Source organism: Pseudomonas sp. LBUM1656 (assembly GCF_059716065.1).
The window spans coordinates 5,265,040-5,289,378 of record NZ_CP166800.1; the positions used below are offsets into that span (position 1 = coordinate 5,265,040).

A 24,339-nucleotide genomic window follows, 5' to 3' on the forward strand; every position below is an offset into this window, starting at 1 on the left:
CTTCACATCCCCGACTTCACCAGCACCGGTTTCTCCTGATACCGATCCGGGTACAGCTGCTTGAGCGCAGCCACTTTCGGCAGGTCGTTGATCACGATGTACGGATACGTCGGGTGCTCGGTCAGAAAGTCCTGATGTTCCTCCTCCGCCGGGTAGAAACCGTTGTAGGTTTCCAGCTTGGTCACAATGGGTTTGTTGAACGAACGGGCGGCGTCGAGCTGGGCAATGTAGGCCTGGGCGACGCGCTGCTGTTCAGTGTTCGCTGGGAAGATCGCCGACCGATACTGCGTGCCGCTGTCGGGTCCCTGGCGGTTCAACTCGGTGGGATTGTGCGCCACTGAGAAATAGATTTGCAGCAAGGTGCCGTAACTGACCTGCGACGGATCGAAAGTGACTTCGACTGATTCGGCGTGACCGGTATCGCCATCGCTGACGCGCTCATATTGGGCGGTGTTCGCTTCACCGCCAGCGTAACCGGAGACGGCTTTTGTCACGCCTTTGACGTGCTGGAACACCCCTTGGACGCCCCAGAAGCAACCGCCGGCGAAGACCGCGGTTTCACTGTGGGCCTGGGTGGTTTCATCCAGGGCCGGCGGCGGGATAATGACCCCCTCTTCGGCGGCCCCGAAAGAGAACGCCGAGCATTGACCGATGACGCCGGCTGCCGCCAAACCCAACAAGGTGCGGCGCCAGGTAACTGGGATCTTCATGAGTCTGACTCCTGAACAAATGATAGGGCTATCAACCGAACGTAAAGGCATACGCCGATACACCCGGATCGAGAAACTCGATGCTGAAGGTCCGGTCCGTCACGCCACCGTTCTGGCGCACCAATTGGTACAGCCGTTGCTCGGTGACACTGCCGCTGCCATCCGGCGCCACGTCGGTCCCGTGGGCATCTCCGGGGGCTTTTCCGTCGATCAGCACCTTGAAGCGCACCGGTTTGCCGTCTGCGCCGGGGCCCAGTACCAGGTGCAAATCGCGAGCGTGGAAGCGATAGACGATGCGGCTGGCCGGCGCACTTGAGGTCGCGCGTTCAGAACCGACGTTCCATTGACCGTCCAGGCCCCAATCGTTGAGTGCCAATTGCGCTGGCGTGCTGTACGCCGACACCTTGTCTGGCACCAGACCGGTTGCCGGTACGAAGTGCTCCGCCCGCTGGTAGCCGACATAGGTTTCCGGCGACTGGACTTCATTCATGTCAGGGGCGAGCTGAACCCCGGTGGCGTCGGCTTTGATCAGCCCGTCGGCGACCCTTGGGGCGCCCGCTTCACGCAGCAGCTGCTGGATGACGCGTTCCGATTCGGCGTACTCGCCTTCACCAAAGTGGTGATAACGAATGCGCCCCTGCGCGTCGGCAAAATAATGAGCCGGCCAGTATTCATTGTTGAAAGCACGCCAGATCTTGTAGTCGTTATCGATCGCCACCGGGTAATTGATGCCCAGGTCTTTCATGGCTTTGGTGACATTGCCCACATCACGTTCGAAGGCGAATTCAGGCGCATGCACACCGATCACCACCAGGCCCTGATCGCGGTACTTCTCGGCCCAGGCTTTCACATACGGCAAGGTGCGCAGGCAGTTGATGCAGGAGTAAGTCCAGAAATCCACCAGCACGACTTTGCCCTTTAATGCTTGCGCGGTCAGAGGAGGTGAATTGAGCCACTGCACGGCGCCGTCCAGCGGAGGAAGGTTACCTTCGATCGGCAATGCGCCCGGCGCTTTCGCCGCCATTTTCATTGCCCCGCCAGCGGCCATCATCGCTGCGCTGTTGTTCGGTGACTTACCGGCCAATCGACCCACCAAGGCCTGCTCGATGCCGCCGGTGGAAGCTGTCGACACCCGCGCCAGAATCCCGGTGTCCAGCCCAAGGGCAATGGCCGCGACACCGGCCAACATCGCTGCGCCCAAACCTCGGCGCACCCATTCACCGGCACCGATCGAGCGCTTCATCGCCGCAAAGACTTTACCGCCCAGCAACAACGCCACGGCGAGAGAAGTGGCGGCACCCGCGGCGTAGGCCAGCAACAGCAACGTGGTGGCGATGCTTGCCCCTTGCAGCGCCGCGCCGGTCAGCAACAATCCGAGAATCGGCCCTGCACACGGTGCCCAGAGCAGACCCGTGGCGACGCCGATCAGGAACGAAGCGCCGGGACGCGGACGAGCATCGGCGCCCGCGGCTTCCGACAGTCGGCTGCCGGCCGCCACCAGTGGACGTGTCAGGCGCTCGGCCAATCGAGGCAGCAGCAGCGTCAGCCCGAACAGTGCCACGAACAGCAACGCGAGCCAGCGACCGTACTGATTGACTTGCACCACCCAGCCGCCGCCCACCGCTGCCAACGAGGCGACGAGCGCGAAGGTCAGCGCCATCCCCGCCAGCAGCGGCAAGCCACTTTTCATAAACGGCTGCCCGGTGCGAGCGAAGACAAAGGGCAATACCGGCAGAATGCATGGGCTGACAATCGTCAGCACACCACCGAGATAAGCGAGAACCAGAAGCCACATAGCATCGACCTGCATTAAATGAGTGAAAGGAAGTGCCCATGGGTCACGCCGCCTGGGGCTCGAAGGTCATCGCCAGACCGTTCATGCAGTAACGCAGGCCGGTGGGCTTGGGCCCGTCGTCGAAGACATGGCCCAGATGACCACCACAGCGTCGGCAGTGGACTTCTTCGCGCAGCACGCCGAAGGATCGGTCCTGGCGAGTCGCTACCGCCTTGTCCAGCGGTGCCCAGAAGCTGGGCCAACCGGTGCGGCTATCGAACTTCGTGTCGGAAGAGAACAGCGGCAAGGCACAACCGGCACAGGCAAAAACACCCTCGCGATGCTCGTTGTTCAGCGGGCTGCTGTAGGCCCGCTCGGTGCCCTCTTCCCGCAGGATTTCGTATTGCTCGGCGCTGAGCCTGGCGCGCCATTCGCTATCGGTGTGAGTGACCTCGAACACCGCCGACGCACTGGCGTCGCTGACCAGCGCAGTACGTGCGGCAAATTTTGGCAACACACCGACCACCAGGGCTGCAGCGCCCAGCCCGCCGCTCGCTACAAGAAACTGTCGCCGTGAAAACATGGCCTTCTCCAAAATTCCAGATGCCTGATAGGGAACACAGCCTAGGCTTGGGTTGATCGCCAAATCCTCACGGACAGTTAAACAATTCGTGATAACTCGGCCCGAGGAAAACCCGCACAATGTGCCCATTGCGCTACAAAGGATTGAGCTTTATGGAACAGACCAAACGTGTCCTGGTGGTCGAGGACGACCTGCACATCGCTGACCTTATCTGCCTGCATCTGCGTGATGAGCAGTTCGAGGTGGTGCACTGCGCCGACGGTGATGAAGGCATGCGACTGCTGCAGCAAGGAAGCTGGGACGCACTGATCCTCGACCTGATGCTGCCCGGCGTCGACGGCCTGGAAATCTGCCGTCGGGCGCGGGCCATGGCCCGCTACACACCGATCATCATCACCAGCGCCCGCTCCAGTGAAATGCACCGGATCCTGGGGCTGGAGCTCGGTGCCGACGATTACCTGGCCAAGCCTTTTTCCATGCTGGAACTGGTCGCCCGGGTCAAAGCCCTGCTGCGACGAGTCGACGCCATGGCCCGTAACCTGAAAATGGACGCTGGCAGCCTGATCACAAACGGCCTGTCCATCGACCCGATCACCCGCGACGTCTCTCTCGACGGTCGTCGCCTGGACCTGACTCCACGCGAGTTCGACCTGCTGTATTTCTTCGTCCGCCAGCCTGGCAAGGTGTTCTCGCGGATGGACCTGCTCAACGCGGTCTGGGGCTACAGCCACGAAGGCTACGAACACACGGTCAACACCCATATCAACCGCCTGCGGGCCAAGATCGAGGCCGATCCGGCGCAACCCGTGCGCATCCTCACGGTGTGGGGGCGCGGCTATAAATTCGCGGCCAGGGAGGAGCAGCCATGAGGCTGACCCTGACACAGCGCCTGTCGCTGGTGTTCGCCGTTCTGTTGCTGGTGTGCTGTGGCACCTCGGCCTGGATGCAAGTGCGCTCCAACAAGATGCACGAACTGGAAGTGGTTCAAGGGCTGTCGCGCGATCTCGCCCAACACATCGCCCGCGACACCGTACTGATGGACACCAACGGCCTGATGCCCAATGCCGTGCGCGAACTGTTCAGCAAACTCATGCTGGTCAACCCCAGTGTCGAGGTCTATCTGCTCAACACCGAGGGGCACATTGTCGGCAGCGCCGCCCCCGAAGGCCGGATCCGCCGGGAGCGGATTGATCTGGCACCCATCCAGCGTTTGCTCAAAGGCGACACGCTGCCGATTCTCGGTGACGACCCGCGCAGCGTCGACGGACGCAAGGTGTTCAGCGCCGCGCCGTTAAAGGTCAACGGCAAACCGCAGGGTTACCTCTATGTCGTGTTGCTCAGTGAAGAACACGACCGCTTCGCCGAACGCGGTGCCACCAGCGCCGCGCTCGATACCGCGCTGCTGTCCATCGGTCTGGTGGCGTTGTTGTGCCTGATCGCCGGCCTCACCGCATTTGCCCTGATCACCCGACCGTTGCGTCGATTGACCGAAAGAGTCAGCCAGTTCGACATCGACGGCGTCCCCTCCACATCGCCCATCTCGGACCCGGTGGAAAAAGCGTCAAGCCACGATGAAATAGCCGTACTCGACGCCGCTTTCCGCCAGATGCAAGCCCGCCTCAGCGAACAATGGCGCTCGCTGACTCGCCAGGACCAGGAACGCCGCGAACTGGTGGCGAACATCTCCCACGACCTGCGCACACCGCTGGCCTCGCTGCACGGATATCTGGAAACCCTGTCGCTCAAAGACGCCACGCTGTCCCCCGCCGACCGCCGTCGTTACCTGGGCATCGCTCTGGATCAAAGCCGCAAAGTGGGTGGCCTGGCGCAATCGCTGCTGGAACTGGTGCGGCTGGAACACGGTTTCGTGCAACCGGTGCTGGAGCGTTTCTCCCTGACAGATCTAGTGCAGGACATCTTCCAGAAATTCGAACTCACGGCCGAAGCACGACAGATCGAACTCAAGGCCACCTTCGCGCCCAATGTTTCGGCCGCCTGCGCCGATCTGGGTCTGATCGAGCGCGTATTGACCAACCTGTTCGACAATGCCCTGCGTGATACGCCTCAAGGTGGAGAAATCGAACTGAGCCTGCGCCCACAGGGACCCTTTATCGAAGTCACCGTCAGCGACACCGGCCCCGGCATCGCGCCCGAGTTGCGCGAAGGTTTGTTCCTGCGTCCGTTCAACATTGGCGGTGCCCGGCGCGATGGCGGACTGGGGCTGCGGATCGTGCATCGGATCCTGCAATTGCACGGTCGCGAGATCCAGTTGATCGACGTTCCGGGTCGTGGCGCGACCTTCCGTTTTTCCTTGCCGGTGGATGAACAAACGGCAGAAAAATGGGCCGTTCGATCCATGAACCTGAATTCGATGGGGAAATAGCGAGGTTTCAGCGGTCACAGCTTTGAACCTGAGGCTGAGGCGAAAAACGCTGATGATTGCCACTACGCCCCTGTATATCGGCTGCGCCGGATGGAGCCTGCCCCGTGAACATTGGAAGGTATTTCCCGCCGCGGGCACACACCTGCAACGGTATACGGCACAGTTGACGTGCGTGGAAATCAACAGCTCCTTCTACCGTCCTCACCGCCCGGTGACCTATGCACGATGGGCCGAGAGTGTGCCGGAGGGTTTTCGGTTTTCAGTGAAAGTCCCCAGGCAAATCACCCACGAAGCTCGTTTTCAGGATTGCGCGAAGTTGATCGATGACTTTATCGAGCAATGCTCCCATCTGGGTCAGAAGCTTGGTTGTCTACTTATCCAGCTCCCCCCTTCGTTGTCCTTTGAAAGACAAACAACCCAAACCTTCTTATCCACACTCCGTGAGCGATACGAAGGATTTGCAGTGCTTGAACCCAGGCATGTCAGCTGGCAAACACCTGAGGCGCAGGCGCTACTGATTGAGCATCGAATCGGTCAAGTGGCAGCCGATCCTTCGCCGCTGCCCGAAGGTGACGTACCCAGTGCCTGGTCGGGTATCCGCTACTACCGATTGCACGGGTCACCGCGAATCTACTACTCAAGCTACGAGATGCCATGGCTTGAACACCTGGCTCAAAAGATACAAACCCAAACCGACGGCGTCCCCACCTGGTGCATCTTCGACAATACCGCCAGTGGCGCGGCGACGGCCAATGCGCTGGAGCTTCAGCGAATGACACTTCCCCGCCAAAAATGATGACCAACCGCCTGTTCATCCGTGACAACTCAGGTCAGGTCCAATAGATTAGGCGGCCTGAAAAGGCCCCGCGCTTTCTCGCCTAAACCCAAGTTAAAAGAAGTAGTGAAATTTCAATGTCCGATTCCAATACCGCTGAATCCGTAGTCACCTTGTCGTCCAAAGCGGAATACGAAAACTCCATCAATCTTTCACAGCATGTGCCACAGGCCAAGACCATCAGCGAGATGGTCCTGGACGCTTTTCAATCCACCCGGGAAAGCGACCAGATCCGCGAGCTGCGCGCCGCGATTCGCCAGGCTCACGACAGCTTCGACGACGATAAAGCCTATGAATTGATGGGCGAGCTCAAACAACTGAAAGACGCCGAAGCGTCCGACATTGCCGCGCTGGAAGACCTGAGCAGCAAGTTTCCGATCAGCCGTATTCTGTCCAGCTTCAAGGACGACTCGGCGTTTCAGGAAATCGTCTATGGCCTGGCCTTGAAGGTGCTTAACCAGACTCACCAGGCCATCAGCAACCCGAGCAGCGGCAAGAGCAAAGTTGCTCGCGCCAAGAAAGACCTCGAAGTGTTCACCATCAGCAAGGACGGCATAAGCGTCACGCTGCCGCTGCGCACGCCACGTTCGAGCCTGAACGTGGATCGCAAAGCGTTGGAGTTCCTCGGTTTCACTTTCGTCGGTGAAGGTGAAGACGCGGCGATTGAAAACGAAACATTCCTGGACAACACCGGGGCCGAGCAGGCCGTTAACCGCAAGAACATCATCACCGCACTTCAGCAGCAAACCGCGTTCGACGGCTACAGCATCGCCGCGCAGTAACACGATCGACCTGAAAGCCCCGCCATTGAAGCGCGGGGCTTTTTATTGTCGGAAGATTTACCGCGCTGACGGATGCAGGGCCGCGATCATATCCACTTCAATCGGCGCGTTTTTCGGCAGCTGGTAAACACCGACGGTCGTTCGGGTGTGCTTCCCGGCCTCACCCAACACATGCGTAAAGACGTCCGACGCGCCGTTGGCTACCTCGCTGAGGTCCACAAAGTCGAACGTGGATTTCACATAGACCGTGATGCGCAGCAGTGCCTTGACGTTATCCAATGAACCGATCGCCTCACGGATCAGTGCAAGTCCACGGATCGCGCTGATACCGGCAGCCTCTTGGGCATCGGCCAGGTTGAGTTCCAGTCCCACCCGGCCGGGGTACTGGATTTTGCCGTTCATCCGCGGCACCAGCCCGCTGACATACAGTTCATCATCGTGCCGGATCACCGGCGCGTAACGCCCGCCGGCAGAGTTCTCGTCGTAGATATCAAAGCCGAGTTCTTTTGCCATCGCGAGGAAGCGTTCGTCGCGACTCATTTGATTACTCATTAATCGAACCCTCTTAATCAATCATGCACACGCGAAGGTGATGGTAGAGAGAGATACGTGTCTTGATCAGGGCAACTTCGTATAAGATCCAACAAACTTTACTGCCAGGGAGACCAGTAAAATGCAGCGCGCCGTCATCGCCGCCATCGAGTTCCAGCCAGGAGTGCCGCTGGTACAGCAGATCGTCGATCAGTTGTCTGTGGCAATCAGCCAGGGCGGCTTGCCTAACGGGGCCAAGTTGCCGCCGATTCGCGAACTCTCCGAGTTGATGAACGTGGGTAAATCCACGGTGGTCGACGCCCTCGACCGACTGCGGGCCAAGGGGTTGGTGGTCTCTCGCCAGGGCTCGGGGCATTACATTCATCGCCCAAGCATCCAGCCCCAAAATACAGCGGGCCCGGATCTGCAACCCCAAGACACACTCAGCCGGGTCCGCCGCGCCTTGCTGCTGAACAACGGCGCGCTGCGCCCCGGCTGCGGGTTTCTGCCCGCCTCGTGGTTGCCCGCTGACGAATTGCTCAAAGCCGTGCGCAGCACCCTTCGCGCGACCGCGCTGCGCATGGGCGAATACGGTGAGGTCGGTGGTTACCTCCCGCTGCGCGAGGCGTTGCGCGTGAAGCTGTCGACCGTCGGTATCGAGGTGCCGGTCGAGCAGATCATCACCACCGCCAACACCGTGCAGGCCATCGACCTGCTGATGCGCCTGTTGATAAAACCCGGCGACACCGTGCTGCTCGACGATCCGTGTTACTTCAACATGCACACCAACCTGGCATTGCACGGCGCCAAGGTCATCACCATCGCCCGCGGTTGCGACGGTCTGGATCTGGAAGCGTTCGAGCAATTGCTGATCGCCCATCGCCCCGTGCTGTACATGACCAACAGCACGCTGCACAACCCGACCGGGCACTCGTTCTCCGCAGCCCAGGTTTATCGATTGCTGGAGCTGAGCCACCGTTATGGCGTGCACATCCTTGAAGATGACTTGTACGGCGACATCCAGCAACGGCGCACCCCGCGCCTGGCGGCGAGTGGTCTGGACAATGTCAGTTACGTGTCCGGCTTCTCCAAGACCCTGACCGCCAACAGCCGGGTCAGCTATACCGCGTTATCCCCGCAACTGGCCGCGCGGCTGATCAATTTGAAGATGGCCTGCGGCGGTGTGACCTCGGAACTGGCGGAGCAGATCACCTGCACCATGCTCAGTAACGGCAGCTACGCCAAACACATCCGGCGCACGGTTGATCGCCTGTATGAATCGAGCAGTCGCGTGACGAGATGGCTGGTAGAGGCTGGATGCTCGGTTTCGTCGATACCGGGTGAAGGGCTGTTCATCTGGACACGATTGCCCGAAGGCCTGCACGCCGAAACGCTGGCCAGCAAAGGCCTGGAAAACGACTTCGTCCTTGCCCCGGGCACACTATTGAGCAAAGCAGCCGATGCCAGCAGCTTCCTGCGCTTCAATGTCGCGCATAGCGATAGCCCGCAGGTGCGCGAGCGGTTCTTTAGGTTGCTTGATCGCTGAGTTTTCCTGATTCACCGCGGTGCGGCCTTCGCGAGCAAGCCCGCTCCCACAGGGGTTCGGCGTCGATCACACAACTGGCGGCAGCCCCAATCCTTGTGGGAGCGGGCTTGCTCGCGAAAGGGGCGACACGATCCACCAGCAAGCATGCAATAAAAAGCCCCGCACTTCTCTCGAAGGCGGGGCTTTTCTTTACAGCATCCGACGCTTAAGGCGCGTACGTCAGCAACAACTCGCTCGGCACTTTGAAGTCCAGGGACATCATCACGCTCAACGCGGTAATGGTGAAGATCGAGAACACGAACAGCTTGCGTGCCCAGACCGTGTCATCCACTGCCTTGTAGCCGGTCCAGGCCATGTACAACCAGTACATGCCCATGGCCGCGGCGACGGCGAGGTAGCTCATGCCGGCGTAGCCGCTGAAGGTCAGCATCAAGGTCGCCACGAGGAACGCCAGGATGTAGAGCAGGATGTGCTTCTTGGCCACTTGAATCCCGCGCTTCACTGGCAACACCGGAATCGATGCGGCCAGGTAATCGTTGAAGCGGAAGATCGCGATGGCGTAGGAATGCGGCATCTGCCACAGGCTGAACATCACCAGCAACGTCAGTGCGGCCATGTCGAAGCTGTTGGTCACAGCGACGTAACCGATCACTGGCGGCATGGCGCCCGACAGACTGCCCACCAGCGTGCCGTGAACCGACTTGCGCTTGAGGTACAGGCTGTAGAAGCCAACGTAGATGACGAAACCGATCACCGCGAACACCGCGGCCAACGGGTTCGCCACTTTGTACAACAACGCAACGCCGGCAACACCGAGGACGGTCGCGAAAATCGCCGCGAGTTTCAGGGAGATCAGGCCCTGGACCAGCACGCGATTCTTGGTGCGTTCCATCTTCAAGTCGATGTCGCGGTCGATGCAGTTGTTGAACACGCAACCGGAAGCCACTACCAGGGAGGTGCCGATCATTGCTGCCAGGAAAATGGCCAGATCGACATGCCCTTTCGAGGCCAGGAAAAATCCGCCTGCCACTGAAAGCACGTTACCGAAAATGATCCCCGGTTTGGTGATTTGGATAAAGTGCTTTAAGGACATTCGGACTTACCTCACTTCGCCATCATGTTGGTGTGGATGCTGAACATGATCCACAGCGACAGGCCAACCAGCAGGACAATCACGATCGCGGCGAAAACAAACGCAATCACGTTGTTACGCTGCGCGGCGGAACGGTCCAGGTGGAGGAAGTACACCAGGTGCACCAGCACCTGGATAACGGCGAAAGCCAGTACGATCCACAGAGTCAGCGACTTCGGCAGCGATGGGTACATCACCAGGCCGAAAGGAATGACGGTCAGGATCACCGACAGAATGAAACCGATAGCGTAAGACTTGACGCTGCCGTGGCCGGCGTCGTGGCTATCGTGGGAATGAGCGTTAGCCATTTACATAGTCCCCATCAGATAAACAACGGTGAATACGCAGATCCACACCACGTCCAGGAAGTGCCAGAACAGGCTCAGGCAGCTCAGACGGGTCTTGTTGGTCGCCGTCAGGCCGTTTTTCTGCACCTGATACATCATGATCGCCATCCAGATCAGACCACTGGTCACGTGCAGGCCGTGGGTGCCGACCAGGGTGAAGAACCCGGACAGGAAGCCGCTGCGGCTAGGACCGTAGCCCTCGGAGATCAGCACGTGGAACTCGTTGATCTCCATGCCGATGAAGCCGGCACCGAACAGGAAGGTCATGGCCAGCCAGCCCAGGACCTGATTCTTCTTGCCCTTGAACAACGCCAGCATGGCGAAGCCGTAGGTGATCGAACTGAACAGCAGCAGAGCGGTTTCGCCCAGTACGTAGGGCAGTTCGAAGATGTCGTGGCCCGACGGGCCACCCGCTACGTTGTTAACCAGTACCGCGTAGACCGCGAAGATCGACGCAAACAGGATGCAGTCGGTCATCAGGTAGAGCCAGAAACCGAATACGGTCATCTCGCCCGAGTCGTGGTGATGGTCATCGTGCCCATGTCCATCGACATGGGTGTGTCCAGCATTGGTCACTAAGTTCGACATGGTTTAAGCCTGTTCCAACGAGGTTTCAACACGGGTGGCGGTGGCTGGGACTTTCCCGGCCGCTACCAGACGCTTGTGCTGCTCGGCTTCGATGCGTTCGATTGTCTCGACCGGCACCATGTAGCCTTGGTCATCACGTGCAGCGTGGATCACGAAATAGACCACGGTGCCAACCAGGCCAACGATGGCCAGCCACCAGATGTGCCAGATCATCGCGAAACCGAACACGGTCAACAGAGCGCCCATGACCACACCGGTCGCGGTGTTGTTTGGCATGTGGATCGGTTCGTACTTGGCCGGAGCCTGGTACGCGGTACCGTTTTCCTTGGCTTCGGTGAACGGGTCGATGGTTTCCGCTTTTGGCAGCACAGCGAAGTTGTAGAACGGTGGTGGCGACGAGGTCGACCATTCCAGCGTGTGGGCATTCCACGGGTCGCCGTGTTCGCACATGTTTTCTGGCTTGTTGCGATCACGCACGCTCACGTAGAGCTGGATCAGCTGGCAAGCGATACCCACAGCGATCATCACCGCACCGAACATGGCGACGTACAGGTACGGCACCCACTCAGGGTTGGTGGTGGCGTTCAGACGACGGGTCATGCCCATGAAGCCCAGTGCATAGAGCGGCATGAACGCGACGAAGAAGCCCGAGATCCAGAACCAGAACGCTGCCTTGCCCCAACCTTCGTGCAGCTTGAAGCCGAACGCTTTCGGGAAATAGAAGGCAAAGCCTGCGATGTAACCAAATACCGCGCCGCCGATGATCACGTTGTGGAAGTGAGCGATCACGAACAGGCTGTTGTGCAAGACGAAGTCAGCACCCGGGATGGCCAGCAATACGCCGGTCATGCCGCCGATGGCGAAGGTCACCATGAAGCCCAGGGTCCACAGAACCTGGCTGGTGAAACGCAGACGGCCCTGGTAAATGGTGAACAGCCAGTTGAATAGCTTCACCCCCGTCGGGATCGAAATCAGCATCGTCGCCAGACCGAAGAAGGCGTTGACGCTGGCACCCGAACCCATGGTGAAGAAGTGGTGCAGCCAGACCATGAAGCCCAGGATCGAGATCGCACCCGATGCGTAGACCATCGAGTGGTGGCCGAACAGACGCTTGCCGGTGAAGGTCGAGATGACTTCGGAGAAGATCCCGAATGCCGGCAGAATCAGGATGTACACCTCGGGGTGACCCCAGGCCCAGAACAGGTTGACGTACATCATCGGATTGCCACCAAGTTCATTGGTGAAAATGTGGAAATCCATGTAACGGTCAAGCGTCAGCAGTGCCAGGGTAGCGGTCAGGATCGGGAACGAAGCCACGATCAGGACGTTGGCCCAGGTGCAGGTCCAGGTGAAGATCGGCATGTCCATCAGCTTCATGCCAGGCGTACGCATTTTCAGCACGGTGGCCAGGAAGTTGACCCCCGTCAGCGTCGTACCCAACCCGGATAGCTGTAGCGCCCAGATGTAGTAATCCATCCCCACGCCAGGGCTGTATTGCAGACCCGACAGCGGCGGATAGGCAACCCAACCGGTCTTGGCGAATTCGCCGACGCCCAGGGACAGGTTGATCAGCACCACGCCGGACACCAGCAACCAGAAGCTCAGGGAGTTCAGGAACGGGTAGGCAACGTCACGCGCGCCGATCTGCAGCGGCACTGCAAGGTTCATCAGGCCGGTGAAGAATGGCATCGCCATGAAGATGATCATGATCACACCGTGAGCGGTGAAGATCTGGTCATAGTGTTCAGGTGGCAGGTAGCCAGGCGAACCCTCGGTGGCCATGGCCAGCTGGGTACGCATCATGATGGCGTCTGCAAAACCGCGCAGCAGCATGACCATGGCGACGATGATGTACATCACGCCGATTTTCTTGTGGTCAACCGAGGTCAGCCACTCGGTCCACAGGTAGGTCCACTTCTTGAAATAAGTGATTGCAGCGAACAGCGCCAGACCGCCGAGCGCGATCATGGCGATGGTTATCATCACGATCGGTTCGTGGAACGGGACCGCTTCCCAACTTAATTTACCAAACATCGTTTACTCCTCTGCCCCGGCAGCTGAATGCGAGTTCATGTCCATTCCTTGCGTAGCGGCCACTTCTTTCTCTTTCTTCTCGTGCTTGACCTTCGGACCCGGTTTCATGCCTTCGTACTTGTCGACGATGATCTGGAACAGGTTCGGAGTGACCGAGGAGTAGAGCTCGACTGGGTTGTTCTGGCTCGGCTTGGAAAGGGCTGCGTATTCAGCTTCTTCAAGCTGTTTAGGTGCCTTTTTGACTTCACTTACCCAGGCGTCGAAATCTTCCTGGGAAGTGGCGACAGCCTTGAATTTCATGCCAGTGAAACCAGCGCCGCTGTAGTTGGCGGAGATACCGTCCATTTCAGCGTTCTGGTTGGCGATCAGGTGCAGTTTGGTCTGCATGCCGGCCATCGCGTAGATCTGGCCGCCCAGGGCCGGGATGAAGAACGAGTTCATCACGGAGTCCGACGTCACCTTGAAGTTGATCGGCGTGTGCGCCGGGAACACGATCTTGTTGACGGTGGCGATGCCTTGCTCCGGATAGATGAACATCCACTTCCAGTCCAGCGCGACCACTTCAATGGTGATTGGCTTGACGTCGGATTCCAGCGGCTTGTAAGGATCCAGCGCGTGGGTCGACTTGTAGGTGATGTAACCCAGGGCAATGATGATCAGTACCGGGATCGTCCACACGGCGATTTCGATCTTGGTGGAGTGCGACCACTTCGGTGTGTAGACGGCATCCTGGTTGGACGCGCGGTATTTCCAGGCGAACAGGAAGGTCATGACGATGACCGGTACCACGACCAGAAGCATCAGCAGCGTTGCGGTGATGATCAGGTTTCGCTCATCCAGGCCAACCTGGCCCTTGGGATCGAGCAAGGTCATGTTGCAGCCTGACAGCAACAACGTGCCGAGCAGCGGCAATAAGCCTAGTAGTCTGGGGTACCTGTTTTTACTCATCTCACGACCTCTAAAGCAGCTTGCGCAATGCAGTTGGGTTTTGATCGCCAACACTTCACCCTGCCAAGGGTTGGCATTTTTCTTGGATTGAATAAGGGCTGCCCGTCGCGCGTCAGACGCTGTTCGACAAATCCTGGGCTAGCGGTAAGTTCTTATTCGAATTCGTGGTCAAAGGCCTTGTTACAGACCAATTCCATTTGGTGCGGATAGTTGGAAGGCTCCGACACCTGGGAGTCGCATGAAGCGTTCAAGCCCCCCGACGCCCCGTTTTCCTGCTCAAGGTGAGCAGTGCCGGAATTCAGTGCGGGCGATTGTAGATACGTAACGATTCATAAACCATGTCTCATCCCGAAATAATTTTTATCCATTCCAGCAACAATCATTCACGGTTTTTGCAAAAGTGCGGCATCTTATCGAAATTCATTCTCAACAAAAACACCAAAATTTGTAGGTCTACCGAACGCAGTTCAGACAGCTATCAGTGCTTGTGCAGACACTTCGACGATGCCCTAGCCCCTATGAGACAAGGGCTCTGGCGATTCGCCAGGCCCTGTTAAAACTGCCTGCTTGCGCGCTATGGCCTTTAAAACGCCGATCGCCTGACTAGACCAATTTCGTTGCCTGGCTATGCACCGATCCAGCCCCGTGAAATGCCTTGCGACAGTCCCGCTGTGACAACATGTCGCACATGTGTCGCAGCCATTCTTGTCGGGCATCAAGGTCTTTTACCTGTGGACTGAAATGCAAAACGCCCCGGCCTTCTCAACGAAGGCCGGGGCGTTTCAGGTTTCACTCAACGGTACGGCGAATAGCCTCAGCGCAGCGCTTTGCGGTTACGTGAAGTGAGCAGCGGCACCAGCACCACGATCAGCACGAACGCCACCAGCGCCCACTGCGCCAGCGACAAACCGAGGATCGGCGGGTACGGCGTGGAGCAGAAGCCATCGACCTGGAAGCCCAGGGGGAAGATCTTCGCCAGCGGCAGGCCATCCACGATCGGTTGCAGCACATCAATGCCACAGCTGACCGCAGGATAAAACTGCGTGTAGACGTGATGCCCGGCCACCGCGACGCCGGCCAGTGCGCAAATCACCACCAGGGTTTCCAGCACCGTGATGCTGCGACGGGTGCGCATCGCCGCGCCAATGAAGGCAAACAGCGCAATCAGCAACAGCGCATAACGTTGCAGGATGCACAACGGGCACGGTGCTTCGCCCAGCACAATCTGCATGTACAGCGCGCCGCCGATCAGCGCCAGGCAGATGAAGCCCAGTAACACCAGATAGCGCCGTTCACGTCCCAACCGCATCGTTTCCTCGCTCATCGCGTTTCCCTTGTAAAGATCGATTGCCCGGAAGTCTACACGCAGGCTCCAACCTTTGAGAGCCCGGCGAGTACCGGTGATGATCGGGGAATAGACGATAAAGCGGTTAAGGAGGGATTAACTTTCGAAGGATTTTTAGGAAGTAAGACCGTGGTGCGGCCATTCGCGAGCAAGCCCGCTCCCACACTTGACCGCGACGTACGCAAATCCTATGTGGGAGCGGGCTTGCTCGCGAAGAAGGCGACTCGGTCTCCCGAGCCGCCGCATTGCTTATTCCAACGCCGAAGCCGGCCCGAAGAACTCGTAACGGCTTTGCTTCTCCGGCACACCCAAGGCCTTGAGGTGACGCTTGATCGCCGCCATGAACCCTTTCGGCCCCAGGAAGTAAGCATCCACATCACGCTGCGCGGGCAACCATTCGCCCAGCTGTTCCTGACTCAACAACCCGACCTTGTCCGCCTTCGGGCTCACGCCGTCATCTTCGGCGTAGCAATAGAAACGCTTGAGTTGCGGGTGACGCTCGGCCAAGCCATCGATCCAGTCACGGAAGGCGTGAACGCTGCCGTTGCGTGCGCAGTGGATAAAGTGCACCGGCCGCTCGGTCGCCAATGCCGCCTCCAGCATCGCCAGCGTCGGGGTAATGCCGACGCCGCCGCTGATCAGCACCAGCGGTTTGTCACTGGCGGTCAGGGTGAACTCGCCCGATGGCGGGAACAGCTGAATGCTCGAGCCGACATGCAGCTGATCGTGCAAGTGGTTAGACGCGCGGCCACCGGTTTCACGCTTGACGCTGATGCGATACTGGCCCTTGTTCGCCAAGGCCGATAGCGAGTAGTTACGGCGGATTTCTTCGCCGTCGAGGATCAGTTTCATACCGATGTACTGGCCCGGCTCAGCCGCCAGAATCGCGCCTTTGTCAGCAGGTTCGAAGTAGAACGAGGTAATTTCCGCGCTTTCCTCGACCTTGGCCGCAACGATGAATTCCCGCGCCCCGCGCCAGCCGCCCGGTGCCTGCTCCTTTTGATCGTAGATGCTGGTTTCGGCACCGATCAGGATCTCCGCCAATTGACCGTAGGCCGCGCCCCAGGCGCTCATCACTTCAGGGGTGGCGATTTCTTCGCCCAGTACTTCGGAGATGGCGCGCAGCAGGCAAGCGCCGACAATCGGGTAGTGTTCCGGAAGGATCTGCAGGGCCACGTGTTTGTTGATGATTTTGGCCACCAGATCGCCCAACTGGTCGAGCTGATCGATGTGGCGCGCATACATCAAAACGCCGTTGGCCAAAGCGCGTGGCTGGTCACCGCTGGCCTGGTGGGCCTGGTTGAACAGCGGGCGGACTTCCGGGTACTCGGAGAGCATCATGCGGTAAAAGTGAGTGATCAGCGCTTCGCCACCGCTTTCCAACAGCGGCACGGTGGATTTGACGATGGCACGGTCTTGAACGCTAAGCATAAAGTGACTCCTGGGCTACTTTGATTACTATCTGATTGCCCTATGCATATCACTTTCCATGCCAACAATTTAAACATTAAAAATCAACAACTTATAAACAGAGTAGTCATATCGACACAAACTGACTTATAGTCATACCGACTACACGGAGTCACTATGACTGCAAAATCATTGCTCACTGCCCTACTGCCGCTGGTCTCCGACCTGTCCCGCGAACTGCCCGAAGGCGAGCGCTATCGACGCCTGCTCGAAGCCATGCGCGCCCTGCTCCCTTGCGATGCCGCCGCCCTCCTGCGCCTTGACGGCGAATGGCTGGTGCCGCTGGCCGTCGACGGGTTGAGCACCGACACCCTCGGCCGACGCTTCAAAGTCAGCGAACACCCGCGCTTCGAAGCGTTGCTCAGCAGCCACGGCCCGACGCGGTTCGCCGCCGACAGCGACTTGCCCGACCCTTACGACGGACTGGTCGACGGCCTCGACGATCATCTGGAAGTCCACGACTGCATGGGCTGCCCGTTGTTTATCGACGAACGTCCGTGGGGTTTGCTGACCCTCGACGCCCTCGACCCGGAACAATTCGAACCCATCGAACTGGACGCCCTGCAGGCCTTCGCCAGCCTCGCGGCAGCCACCGTCAACGCCGCCGAGCGCATCGAACGCCTGGCCAATCGCGCCGAAGACGAACATCAGCGCGCCGAGGTCTACCGTCAGGCCAGCGGCCAGCAGAACCGCGAGATGATCGGCCAGAGCAAAGCGCACAAACGCTTGGTGGAAGAGATCAACCTGGTGGGCGGCAGCGACCTGACCGTGCTGATCACTGGTGAAACCGGGGTCGGCAAGGAACTGGTGGCGCAGGCGATTCACGCGGCATCCCCCCGGGCGGATAAGCCGATCATCAGCCTCAACTGCGCCGCCCTGCCGGACACGCTGGTGGAAAGCGAATTGTTCGGTCATGTGCGCGGCGCCTTCACTGGCGCCATGAACGATCGGCGCGGCAAGTTCGAACTGGCCAATGGCGGCACGCTGTTTCTCGATGAAGTCGGCGAACTGTCGCTGACCGTGCAAGCCAAGTTGTTGCGGGTGCTGCAAAGCGGTCAGTTGCAGCGCCTGGGGTCGGATAAAGAACATCAGGTAGACGTGCGCCTCATCGCCGCGACCAACCGCGACCTGGCCGAAGAAGTGCGCAGCGGCCGCTACCGCGCCGACTTCTATCATCGCCTGAGTGTTTACCCGCTGCTGGTGCCGGCTCTGCGTGATCGCGGGCGGGATGTGTTGCTGCTCAGCGGTTACTTCCTGGAACAGAACCGCTCGCGGATGGGCCTTAACAGCCTGCGCTTGAACAGCGACGCACAGACGGCATTGCTGGCGTATGGTTGGCCGGGGAATGTGCGGGAGCTGGAGCATTTGATTGGTCGCAGCGCGTTGAAGGCGCTGGGTAACTGCAAGGAACGGCCGAAGATTCTCAGTTTGAGTGCGGCGGATCTGGATTTGCCCAGTGGCAGCGTTGAAATCGCCGCCACCGAGCAACCGACTGCGGCCCCGGCGGCGCTGGTGTCAGGGGATTTACGGGAGGCGACCGAAAATTATCAGCGACAATTGATCAGCGCTTGCCTGGAACGGCATCACGACAACTGGGCGAGCGCGGCCCGTGAACTAGGCCTGGACCGGGCGAATCTCGGGCGGATGGCCAAGCGACTGGGCATGAAATAACGCAACCCCTGTAGCAGCTGCCGAAGGCTCGGGCCGCGTTCGGACGTCCGAAGACGAAGTCCTCGCCAAACCATTCACCGCGTTGTGTCTGACGTACCAGGGATTCAGGATTTACGACTGCTGCGCAGCAGAACGCAGCCTTCGGCAGCTGCTACAGGGACCGCGTTCACCGACATGGCGACGGAATGCCCCTAAAGCCTGCCCCCAACAAGTCGATAACCCGGCATCAATAGCTTTTGGCGACTTTTTCTTCGCCCATCACCTTTTTCCACAGAAGGTTTTTATGTCCACCACCAAAGCCCGCGCAGACTCACTTTCGCTTCTGCTGTTTACCTTGCGCAGCGGCAAGCTGATGGCAATCAACCTGCTGAAAGTCAGCGAAATCATCCCCTGCCCGCCGCTGACCAAGCTGCCGGAGTCGCACCCCCACGTCAAAGGCATAGCCACACTGCGCGGCGCCTCGCTGTCGGTGATCGACCTCAGCCGCGCCATCGGCGAGCGGCCGCTGGAAGACCCGAACGGTGGCTGCCTGATCGTCACCGACGTCAGCCGCTCCAAGCAGGGCCTGCACGTTCAGGCCGTGAGCAAAATCGTCCACTGCCTGACCACCGACATCCGCCCGCCGCCCTTCGGTTCAGGCGGCGTGCGCTCGTACATCACCGGCGTGACCTCGGTCGACGGCACGCTGGTGCAAGTGCTGGATATCGAAAAGGTCATTCACGGCATCGCCCCGGCGCAGATCGAAACGGCCCCGACCGAACTGAGCATGGAAGACGCCGAAGTGCTGGGTAACGCGCGGATTCTGGTGGTCGATGACAGTCAGGTCGCGCTGCAGCAATCGGTACACACCCTGCGCAACCTCGGCCTGCAATGCCACACCGCCCGCAGCGCCAAGGAAGCCATCGACTGCCTGCTGGACCTGCAAGGCACCGCGCAACAGATCAACCTGATCGTCTCGGACATCGAAATGTCGGAGATGGACGGCTACGCCTTTACCCGCACCCTGCGCGAGACGCCGGACTTCTCGCACCTTTATGTGCTGCTGCACACGTCCCTGGACAGCGCGATGAACAGCGAGAAAGCGCGCCTGGCCGGGGCCAACGCGGTGCTAACCAAGTTCTCCTCGCCGGAACTGACCCGATGCCTGATCGAGGCGGCCAAGGCCGTCGCCGAACAAGGTCACTGAGTCTTGGCCGAGCGATTCTGCTTCTTGATGCGGCGCAACCTCGCTGAGGTTGTGCCCGCGATCACTTGGCCTCAAGGGATAGACCTCGTCCAATACCGACCCGAACTGGCTGAAGATGTTCATCGTTTGATGGAGCTGGGTTATCAGGAAGGTGGCGGTCGTGTGCCGGCACTGGATGTCTGGCAACAGCGCTTTGAGACCGATCCGGAATACGACCCGAGCCTGTGTTTTATTGCACTGGATGCCGAAGGCATCGTGGGTGTATGCCAGTGCTGGACCAGCGCGTACATCAAGAACCTGGTGGTGCATTCTCGGGCTAAAGGCCTTGGATTGGGTCGTGCGTTGCTGCTGCACGCATTCAAGGTGTTTCAGGATCGCCGGGAAGGTTTTGTGGATTTGAAGGTAGTGGAAGACAACCTTCGGGCACAGCGGTTGTATGAAAGTGCCGGGATGTATGTGGTCCGCAAGGAGCCGGTTCCAGTCTGATACACCGCCTTCGTCGGAACGCCGCCCGGAGCAAGCCCGCTCCCACATTTGATCGCATTCCCAGGCATGACTCGGTCGAATGTGGGAGCGGGCTTGCTCGCGAAGAGGCCGACACATTCACCGTCAAACCATCAGGCATACTCCCTCCTCGGCCAACTCACTGCCCAAGGATGCCTGAACCATGAAAGCCGCCACCCTGACCTTTTTCTGCCTCACCGCCCTCGCCACCCAGGCCCACGCCTCCAGCCCCGACGCCTGGGCCGCCTACGACAAAGCCGTACTCGCCAGCTGCACCAAAGCCAGCGGCCTGAAAAACGCCAAACCCGTCGGCAACGCCGCACAATTCGATGACCGCGTCGGCTACACCGCGCTCCTGTTGCAAGGCCAATACCCGCAAAAACACATGAAAGGCCAGCCAGGCACCGAGTTGTGCCTCTATAACAAAAAGACCAAAACCGCCTACGTGACCGAATGGGACGCCATCCGCCCCACCGCCAAAGCCCAGTGACTGGCGCATAACTTGCTTCGAAGCGCACCTTCGCGGTGTCTTTCTGGCGCCGTTTCATGCCTTCGGAAGCGACCGGCCGTTCAATGAATACGACTTTTTCCTGCGTAGGTTGCGGCAAATGCTGCAACGACCACCACGTGCCCCTGACCCTGGCCGAAGCCCGCATGTGGGCGGCCGACGGCGGTCAAGTGATTGTGTTGGTGGAAGGTTTCCTGGGCAACGGCCTGGGCCTGCCAACGCAGCAACGCGAACACGCCGAACGCCGTTCAGTGATGGTTCGAAGCGGCACGTCCGAGGCCTACGTGGCGATCACCTTCGCCGCCTACAACGTCGGCCCCTGCCGGAATCTTGACGAAGACAACCTCTGCCGCATCTACGAACGCCGCCCGCTGGTGTGCCGTATCTACCCGATGGAAATCAATCCGCACATTGCGCTGAACACGGCGGTGAAGGAGTGCCCGCCGGAGTCGTGGGAACAGGGCCCGGACTTGATCATCGGTGGTGAGCTGGTGGATCAGGAACTGGCAGGGTTGATCCAGCGCTCACGTCAGGCGGATCGCGATGACATTCAGGCAAAGGATACGATTTGCGGGCTGTTGGGGATTCGGACTACAGCGTTGAAGGGGGATGGGTTCACGGCTTACCTGCCGGATATGAACGCGTTTGCCACGGTTATCGATCAAGTGGTCGGGCAGACACTGGCAGGCTCAGGCAGTGACTGGCAATTTCATGTGTCGGGCGACGATATCGCCGGGCAAATGCAGGCAGCCGGGGCGCAAGTGGCGACTGAAGCGCCGGTGAACTATGCGTTTATATCGTTGCGGGGGGCTTGAAATGCCGGTGTTGCCACTGCGCAATCGCATCGCGCAGTGGCTCGATCTTGAACGGTTAGTTGGCCGCCATTGCCAGGCATTCCACTTCAACCTTCGCGTCAGCGACCAGCTTGCCGGCAAATGTCGTGCGAGCGGGTAAGCGGTCCGCCGGGAAATAACTGCGATATACGGCATTCATGGCAGCGAAATCCTTGATATCGGCAAGGATAACCGTGCATTTCGCCACCTGAGTCAGCGACAAACCCTGACGCTGCACTGCGGTACTCAAATTCTCCATGGCCTGCGCCGTCTGTGCCCGGATGCCGCCCTTAACCAACTCACCATCCGCTCCCAGACCGATCACACCGGAGAAGTAAACGGTATTGCCGAGCTGTACCGCATCGGAAAATGCCAGGCCTTCTTCATTAGGGAAGTAGCGTGGCGAGGCCGGTGCAGCCGGTGGCAGGTAACGTTGGGTAATCGCCTGGTACTGGCCATTTTGCTTAAGACGCTCAAGCGCTGCGTTCAGGTTATCGCGCAGTGCAGTGTCGCTTTTGCGCACAGCCATGGCGACTCCATTGCCCAACATCGGATCGTTGAGGGCGGGACCGGCAAAATCGAACATCTGCCCTTGCGGCAGGCTCAATAACGCCTGGGTGATTTCGATGGAGTCCTGCAGGGTCGCATCTATTTCGCCGGCCCGCAGACTGGCAATCAACTGGTCGTTGAACTGAAAACTGCGCACCGTTACGCCCGCTTCCGCCCAGCGCGCCTTGGCGAACGCCTCACGGCTGGTGCCTGCCAGGACGCCGACACGCTTGCCATTGAGCGATTGCACATCCGGTTGCAACGTTGCGCCTTTCCGCGCCACCAGGCGACTGCTCAAGGGATAAAGATTATCGGTGAAATCCACCCGCTCGCGACGCGCCGGCGTAGCCGTCATCGGCATGATCACGTCGAAACGCCTGGTTTCAAGGGCCTGAAGGTTGGTGGCGTAATCCTGATCGACCCAGACACAACGGGAATTGAGTTCTGCACACAGTGCATTGCCCAACTCTATGTTCAATCCAACCAGCTCACCTTTGTCGTTACGGCTCTCGAACGGTGGAACGAGGGCTTCGACCCCGAAACGGATCTGCGGATTGACTGCAGGGGTTGCGCAGCCGGTTACCAGAGCCATCAGTGACAGCAGAGAAAGGGGTTTAAGCACAGACATTGGGAGGCCTTCATCAAGGATTCATCGGGCATGAATTCTTGATGAGCGGCTACCGGGTTTCCCAGAGGACAAATCGCTGATCCTTGTGGGAACCGTCCCAATGACTGAAGGAACAATTACCGAGCGACAAGCTGTCCGACGATCAGCGTTTGCCCATCGAACGACGAGTACCAGGAGGCGCAGCCCCCGGCGTCTTGGTATGGCCATTCTTCGCGCCATTCTTGTACCAAGGCTGGCTGGCGTTCTTCGCTGCGGCCAGATCACCCGGTTTGAACGGGAACTTGAACGCAGGGATCGCGGCTTTGGCTTCGCTGTCTGCGCTGGAGTCGACGCTGTCTGGCAGATCTGCCTGGTCGTCGCTCAAAGCGTCGGCAACCGGCGGTTGTGTCGGGGAAGTCATGAAAGCTCCGGGTGATGCAAAAGAGTCGGGCCCGGTCAGCGAGCCGCGAAAGGCGGCAGTATACCTGTGTCCAGAGCCGCAAGCTTCACGCCGCAAGCGAGTCCGTCGGGTTTTGTGTTGACTGAACAGACGTCATCGCGGGCAAGCCCGCTCCCACAAGGACACCGCTGTACCTGTGGGAGCGGGCTTGCCCGCGATGAACGATGACTCGGTCGACCTGACCGGACATTCCCTAAGCCGGAAGCTCCAACCTGTCCAACACCCGATTCACCGCCAACTCCGCCAGCATGATGACCTGCTGAATCGCCATCACCGTGTGGCGCTGCGGCCCCTCCAGACTCGTCGCAAAATCACTGCTCATCACACTCGCCGACGCCAAAGACTCACAGGCATGCGCCAACAGACTTTCTGAATCAATATCGGGAGCCACCATAAACATGGTGCTGGGGCGACGGGGTTTTGCGGCGTATTGCTCGGGTGGATCGAGGTAATAATCGAGGGCGCGTTTTATGGCTTCTCGGTCTTTGATGAGCGCTTCGGTCGGAGTGACCTCGTCGCTGGGAGTGGTGGTGTCAATGGGTGGATCGGGGATTAACTTATCCATGCAAATTTCCTTTTGATGTTGGAGCCATCAATTTCCGATCTCACTCGGAGCAGAGGTGGCAGCTATGTGCGGTGTGAGATTACCGGCAAAAGGAACCCGGCCAGACCGAAGTCTGCCCGCACACAGCCGCCATAAAAAACTTGCAGGCAGCGGATAAGCTGGCGGCAATTATGGGGGGCCTTGCGCTGGTTTCCAATTGTTCAGCCGGAATCTCACTCCCGGTCGCTGAGTTTTCAGCGACAGCCAAAGGTTAGAGAACACGCTTCCTACCCGGCAACCTGAAAAATGCGTGGGAAAACGCTGTGTTTTTTTACACATCGTTCAACACAAAAATGGAACGCGGAGCGTCCCTGGCGGCATTCCCACGCGGAGCGTGGGAACGATCAACAGGGGAATTTTGTACATCCGTAAGATATTGGTCGGCTATCAGGCCGCCATCGCGAGCAGG

24 protein-coding genes are annotated in these 24,339 nt (G+C 59.2%); 10 read left to right on the plus strand and 14 right to left on the minus strand.

Annotated features, from left to right (window positions below; genetic code table 11):
- Positions 1–2 precede the first annotated feature (2 nt).
- Genes msrA through msrB form a run of 3 tightly spaced genes read right to left on the minus strand, consistent with a single transcriptional unit; the run spans position 3 to position 3,067 of the window.
- Positions 3–710: a peptide-methionine (S)-S-oxide reductase MsrA gene (gene msrA, locus ACA072_RS23750; protein ID WP_497620978.1), complete on the minus strand. Its 708-nt coding sequence runs from the start codon at positions 708–710 to the stop codon at positions 3–5.
- Positions 711–741: 31 nt separating this feature from the next.
- Positions 742–2,505: a cytochrome c biogenesis protein DipZ gene (locus ACA072_RS23755; protein WP_497620980.1), complete on the minus strand. Its 1,764-nt coding sequence runs from the start codon at positions 2,503–2,505 to the stop codon at positions 742–744.
- Between the two features lie 43 nt (positions 2,506–2,548).
- A complete protein-coding gene (gene msrB, locus ACA072_RS23760) occupies positions 2,549–3,067 on the minus strand; it encodes a peptide-methionine (R)-S-oxide reductase MsrB (protein ID WP_497620982.1) in 519 nt (172 codons plus the stop codon).
- 152 nt (positions 3,068–3,219) lie between these two features.
- Here msrB and ACA072_RS23765 point away from each other — a divergent pair, with 152 nt between their 5' ends.
- From ACA072_RS23765 to ACA072_RS23780, 4 genes are all read left to right on the plus strand, one after another.
- Positions 3,220–3,936: a response regulator transcription factor gene (locus tag ACA072_RS23765; RefSeq protein ID WP_497620983.1), complete on the plus strand. Its 717-nt coding sequence runs from the start codon at positions 3,220–3,222 to the stop codon at positions 3,934–3,936.
- Complete coding sequence (locus ACA072_RS23770; protein ID WP_497620985.1) at positions 3,933–5,450, plus strand: sensor histidine kinase; 1,518 nt, start codon at positions 3,933–3,935, stop codon at positions 5,448–5,450. The genes ACA072_RS23765 and ACA072_RS23770 overlap by 4 nt, the downstream gene beginning before the upstream one ends.
- 52 nt (positions 5,451–5,502) lie before the next feature.
- Positions 5,503–6,246, plus strand: coding sequence for a DUF72 domain-containing protein (locus ACA072_RS23775; protein ID WP_497620987.1), 744 nt, complete (start codon positions 5,503–5,505; stop codon positions 6,244–6,246).
- 116 nt (positions 6,247–6,362) lie between these two features.
- Positions 6,363–7,067, plus strand: a complete 705-nt coding sequence (locus tag ACA072_RS23780) for a hypothetical protein (RefSeq protein WP_497620988.1) — start codon at positions 6,363–6,365, stop codon at positions 7,065–7,067.
- Positions 7,068–7,124: 57 nt separating this feature from the next.
- On the opposite strand, the gene ACA072_RS23785 is transcribed toward ACA072_RS23780, so the two are convergent.
- Positions 7,125–7,607 (minus strand): RidA family protein, encoded by a 483-nt coding sequence (locus tag ACA072_RS23785; RefSeq protein WP_497620990.1) that lies wholly within the window; start codon positions 7,605–7,607, stop codon positions 7,125–7,127.
- 133 nt (positions 7,608–7,740) lie between these two features.
- On the opposite strand from ACA072_RS23785, the gene ACA072_RS23790 reads away from it, so the two are divergent.
- A complete protein-coding gene (locus ACA072_RS23790; RefSeq protein WP_497620992.1) occupies positions 7,741–9,144 on the plus strand; it encodes an aminotransferase-like domain-containing protein in 1,404 nt (467 codons plus the stop codon).
- 205 nt (positions 9,145–9,349) lie between these two features.
- Here ACA072_RS23790 and cyoE read toward each other — a convergent pair whose 3' ends face one another.
- The 7 genes from cyoE to hmpA form a co-directional block, all read right to left on the minus strand.
- The gene (gene cyoE / locus ACA072_RS23795) at positions 9,350–10,237 is read right to left on the minus strand and encodes a heme o synthase (protein ID WP_497620994.1); all 888 of its coding nucleotides are present in this window, start codon (positions 10,235–10,237) and stop codon (positions 9,350–9,352) included.
- A gap of 11 nt (positions 10,238–10,248) precedes the next feature.
- The gene (cyoD, locus tag ACA072_RS23800; RefSeq protein WP_084320724.1) at positions 10,249–10,584 is read right to left on the minus strand and encodes a cytochrome o ubiquinol oxidase subunit IV; all 336 of its coding nucleotides are present in this window, start codon (positions 10,582–10,584) and stop codon (positions 10,249–10,251) included.
- A complete protein-coding gene (locus ACA072_RS23805) occupies positions 10,585–11,211 on the minus strand; it encodes a cytochrome o ubiquinol oxidase subunit III (RefSeq protein ID WP_497620996.1) in 627 nt (208 codons plus the stop codon).
- 3 nt (positions 11,212–11,214) lie between these two features.
- The gene (gene cyoB / locus ACA072_RS23810; RefSeq protein WP_497448813.1) at positions 11,215–13,245 is read right to left on the minus strand and encodes a cytochrome o ubiquinol oxidase subunit I; all 2,031 of its coding nucleotides are present in this window, start codon (positions 13,243–13,245) and stop codon (positions 11,215–11,217) included.
- Positions 13,246–13,248: 3 nt separating this feature from the next.
- The gene (cyoA, locus tag ACA072_RS23815) at positions 13,249–14,193 is read right to left on the minus strand and encodes a ubiquinol oxidase subunit II (RefSeq protein ID WP_497620998.1); all 945 of its coding nucleotides are present in this window, start codon (positions 14,191–14,193) and stop codon (positions 13,249–13,251) included.
- An 814-nt stretch (positions 14,194–15,007) separates the two neighbouring features.
- Positions 15,008–15,517 carry a disulfide bond formation protein B gene (locus ACA072_RS23820; RefSeq protein ID WP_497620999.1) on the minus strand — a complete coding sequence of 170 codons (510 nt, stop codon included), beginning with the start codon at positions 15,515–15,517 and terminating at the stop codon, positions 15,008–15,010.
- Between the two features lie 270 nt (positions 15,518–15,787).
- Positions 15,788–16,969 carry an NO-inducible flavohemoprotein gene (gene hmpA / locus ACA072_RS23825; RefSeq protein WP_497621001.1) on the minus strand — a complete coding sequence of 394 codons (1,182 nt, stop codon included), beginning with the start codon at positions 16,967–16,969 and terminating at the stop codon, positions 15,788–15,790.
- 156 nt (positions 16,970–17,125) lie between these two features.
- Between hmpA and norR the strand changes: the two genes are divergently transcribed.
- The 5 genes from norR (at position 17,126) to ACA072_RS23850 (ending at position 21,692) form a co-directional block, all read left to right on the plus strand.
- Positions 17,126–18,679 carry a nitric oxide reductase transcriptional regulator NorR gene (gene norR / locus ACA072_RS23830; RefSeq protein ID WP_497621003.1) on the plus strand — a complete coding sequence of 518 codons (1,554 nt, stop codon included), beginning with the start codon at positions 17,126–17,128 and terminating at the stop codon, positions 18,677–18,679.
- Positions 18,680–18,962: 283 nt separating this feature from the next.
- Entirely contained in the window at positions 18,963–19,865 is a 903-nt protein-coding gene (locus ACA072_RS23835; protein WP_461955629.1) for a chemotaxis protein CheV, read from the plus strand.
- Between the two features lie 27 nt (positions 19,866–19,892).
- The gene (locus tag ACA072_RS23840; RefSeq protein ID WP_497625038.1) at positions 19,893–20,351 is read left to right on the plus strand and encodes a GNAT family N-acetyltransferase; all 459 of its coding nucleotides are present in this window, start codon (positions 19,893–19,895) and stop codon (positions 20,349–20,351) included.
- A gap of 181 nt (positions 20,352–20,532) precedes the next feature.
- Positions 20,533–20,859 (plus strand): hypothetical protein, encoded by a 327-nt coding sequence (locus tag ACA072_RS23845; protein WP_497621005.1) that lies wholly within the window; start codon positions 20,533–20,535, stop codon positions 20,857–20,859.
- A gap of 83 nt (positions 20,860–20,942) precedes the next feature.
- Positions 20,943–21,692 carry a YkgJ family cysteine cluster protein gene (locus tag ACA072_RS23850; RefSeq protein WP_497621007.1) on the plus strand — a complete coding sequence of 250 codons (750 nt, stop codon included), beginning with the start codon at positions 20,943–20,945 and terminating at the stop codon, positions 21,690–21,692.
- 55 nt (positions 21,693–21,747) lie between these two features.
- On the opposite strand, the gene ACA072_RS23855 is transcribed toward ACA072_RS23850, so the two are convergent.
- The 3 genes from ACA072_RS23855 to ACA072_RS23865 form a co-directional block, all read right to left on the minus strand.
- Entirely contained in the window at positions 21,748–22,887 is a 1,140-nt protein-coding gene (locus ACA072_RS23855) for a transporter substrate-binding domain-containing protein (RefSeq protein WP_497621009.1), read from the minus strand.
- Positions 22,888–23,029: 142 nt separating this feature from the next.
- A complete protein-coding gene (locus ACA072_RS23860) occupies positions 23,030–23,287 on the minus strand; it encodes a hypothetical protein (RefSeq protein WP_028620828.1) in 258 nt (85 codons plus the stop codon).
- 232 nt (positions 23,288–23,519) lie between these two features.
- A complete protein-coding gene (locus ACA072_RS23865) occupies positions 23,520–23,891 on the minus strand; it encodes a DUF6124 family protein (RefSeq protein WP_497621011.1) in 372 nt (123 codons plus the stop codon).
- Between the last annotated feature and the right edge of the window lie 448 nt (positions 23,892–24,339).

Bases quoted from the DNA above. Each gene is read 5' to 3' on its own strand.
- msrA (WP_497620978.1), bottom strand. From the start codon at position 710: ATGAAGATCCCAGTTACCTGGCGCCGCACCTTGTTGGGTTTGGCGGCA.
- ACA072_RS23755 (WP_497620980.1), bottom strand. From the start codon at position 2,505: ATGTGGCTTCTGGTTCTCGCTTATCTCGGTGGTGTGCTGACGATTGTC.
- msrB (WP_497620982.1), bottom strand. From the start codon at position 3,067: ATGTTTTCACGGCGACAGTTTCTTGTAGCGAGCGGCGGGCTGGGCGCT.
- ACA072_RS23765 (WP_497620983.1), top strand. From the start codon at position 3,220: ATGGAACAGACCAAACGTGTCCTGGTGGTCGAGGACGACCTGCACATC.
- ACA072_RS23770 (WP_497620985.1), top strand. From the start codon at position 3,933: ATGAGGCTGACCCTGACACAGCGCCTGTCGCTGGTGTTCGCCGTTCTG.
- ACA072_RS23775 (WP_497620987.1), top strand. From the start codon at position 5,503: ATGATTGCCACTACGCCCCTGTATATCGGCTGCGCCGGATGGAGCCTG.
- ACA072_RS23780 (WP_497620988.1), top strand. From the start codon at position 6,363: ATGTCCGATTCCAATACCGCTGAATCCGTAGTCACCTTGTCGTCCAAA.
- ACA072_RS23785 (WP_497620990.1), bottom strand. From the start codon at position 7,607: ATGAGTCGCGACGAACGCTTCCTCGCGATGGCAAAAGAACTCGGCTTT.
- ACA072_RS23790 (WP_497620992.1), top strand. From the start codon at position 7,741: ATGCAGCGCGCCGTCATCGCCGCCATCGAGTTCCAGCCAGGAGTGCCG.
- cyoE (WP_497620994.1), bottom strand. From the start codon at position 10,237: ATGTCCTTAAAGCACTTTATCCAAATCACCAAACCGGGGATCATTTTC.
- cyoD (WP_084320724.1), bottom strand. From the start codon at position 10,584: ATGGCTAACGCTCATTCCCACGATAGCCACGACGCCGGCCACGGCAGC.
- ACA072_RS23805 (WP_497620996.1), bottom strand. From the start codon at position 11,211: ATGTCGAACTTAGTGACCAATGCTGGACACACCCATGTCGATGGACAT.
- cyoB (WP_497448813.1), bottom strand. From the start codon at position 13,245: ATGTTTGGTAAATTAAGTTGGGAAGCGGTCCCGTTCCACGAACCGATC.
- cyoA (WP_497620998.1), bottom strand. From the start codon at position 14,193: ATGAGTAAAAACAGGTACCCCAGACTACTAGGCTTATTGCCGCTGCTC.
- ACA072_RS23820 (WP_497620999.1), bottom strand. From the start codon at position 15,517: ATGAGCGAGGAAACGATGCGGTTGGGACGTGAACGGCGCTATCTGGTG.
- hmpA (WP_497621001.1), bottom strand. From the start codon at position 16,969: ATGCTTAGCGTTCAAGACCGTGCCATCGTCAAATCCACCGTGCCGCTG.
- norR (WP_497621003.1), top strand. From the start codon at position 17,126: ATGACTGCAAAATCATTGCTCACTGCCCTACTGCCGCTGGTCTCCGAC.
- ACA072_RS23835 (WP_461955629.1), top strand. From the start codon at position 18,963: ATGTCCACCACCAAAGCCCGCGCAGACTCACTTTCGCTTCTGCTGTTT.
- ACA072_RS23840 (WP_497625038.1), top strand. From the start codon at position 19,893: ATGCGGCGCAACCTCGCTGAGGTTGTGCCCGCGATCACTTGGCCTCAA.
- ACA072_RS23845 (WP_497621005.1), top strand. From the start codon at position 20,533: ATGAAAGCCGCCACCCTGACCTTTTTCTGCCTCACCGCCCTCGCCACC.
- ACA072_RS23850 (WP_497621007.1), top strand. From the start codon at position 20,943: ATGAATACGACTTTTTCCTGCGTAGGTTGCGGCAAATGCTGCAACGAC.
- ACA072_RS23855 (WP_497621009.1), bottom strand. From the start codon at position 22,887: ATGTCTGTGCTTAAACCCCTTTCTCTGCTGTCACTGATGGCTCTGGTA.
- ACA072_RS23860 (WP_028620828.1), bottom strand. From the start codon at position 23,287: ATGACTTCCCCGACACAACCGCCGGTTGCCGACGCTTTGAGCGACGAC.
- ACA072_RS23865 (WP_497621011.1), bottom strand. From the start codon at position 23,891: ATGGATAAGTTAATCCCCGATCCACCCATTGACACCACCACTCCCAGC.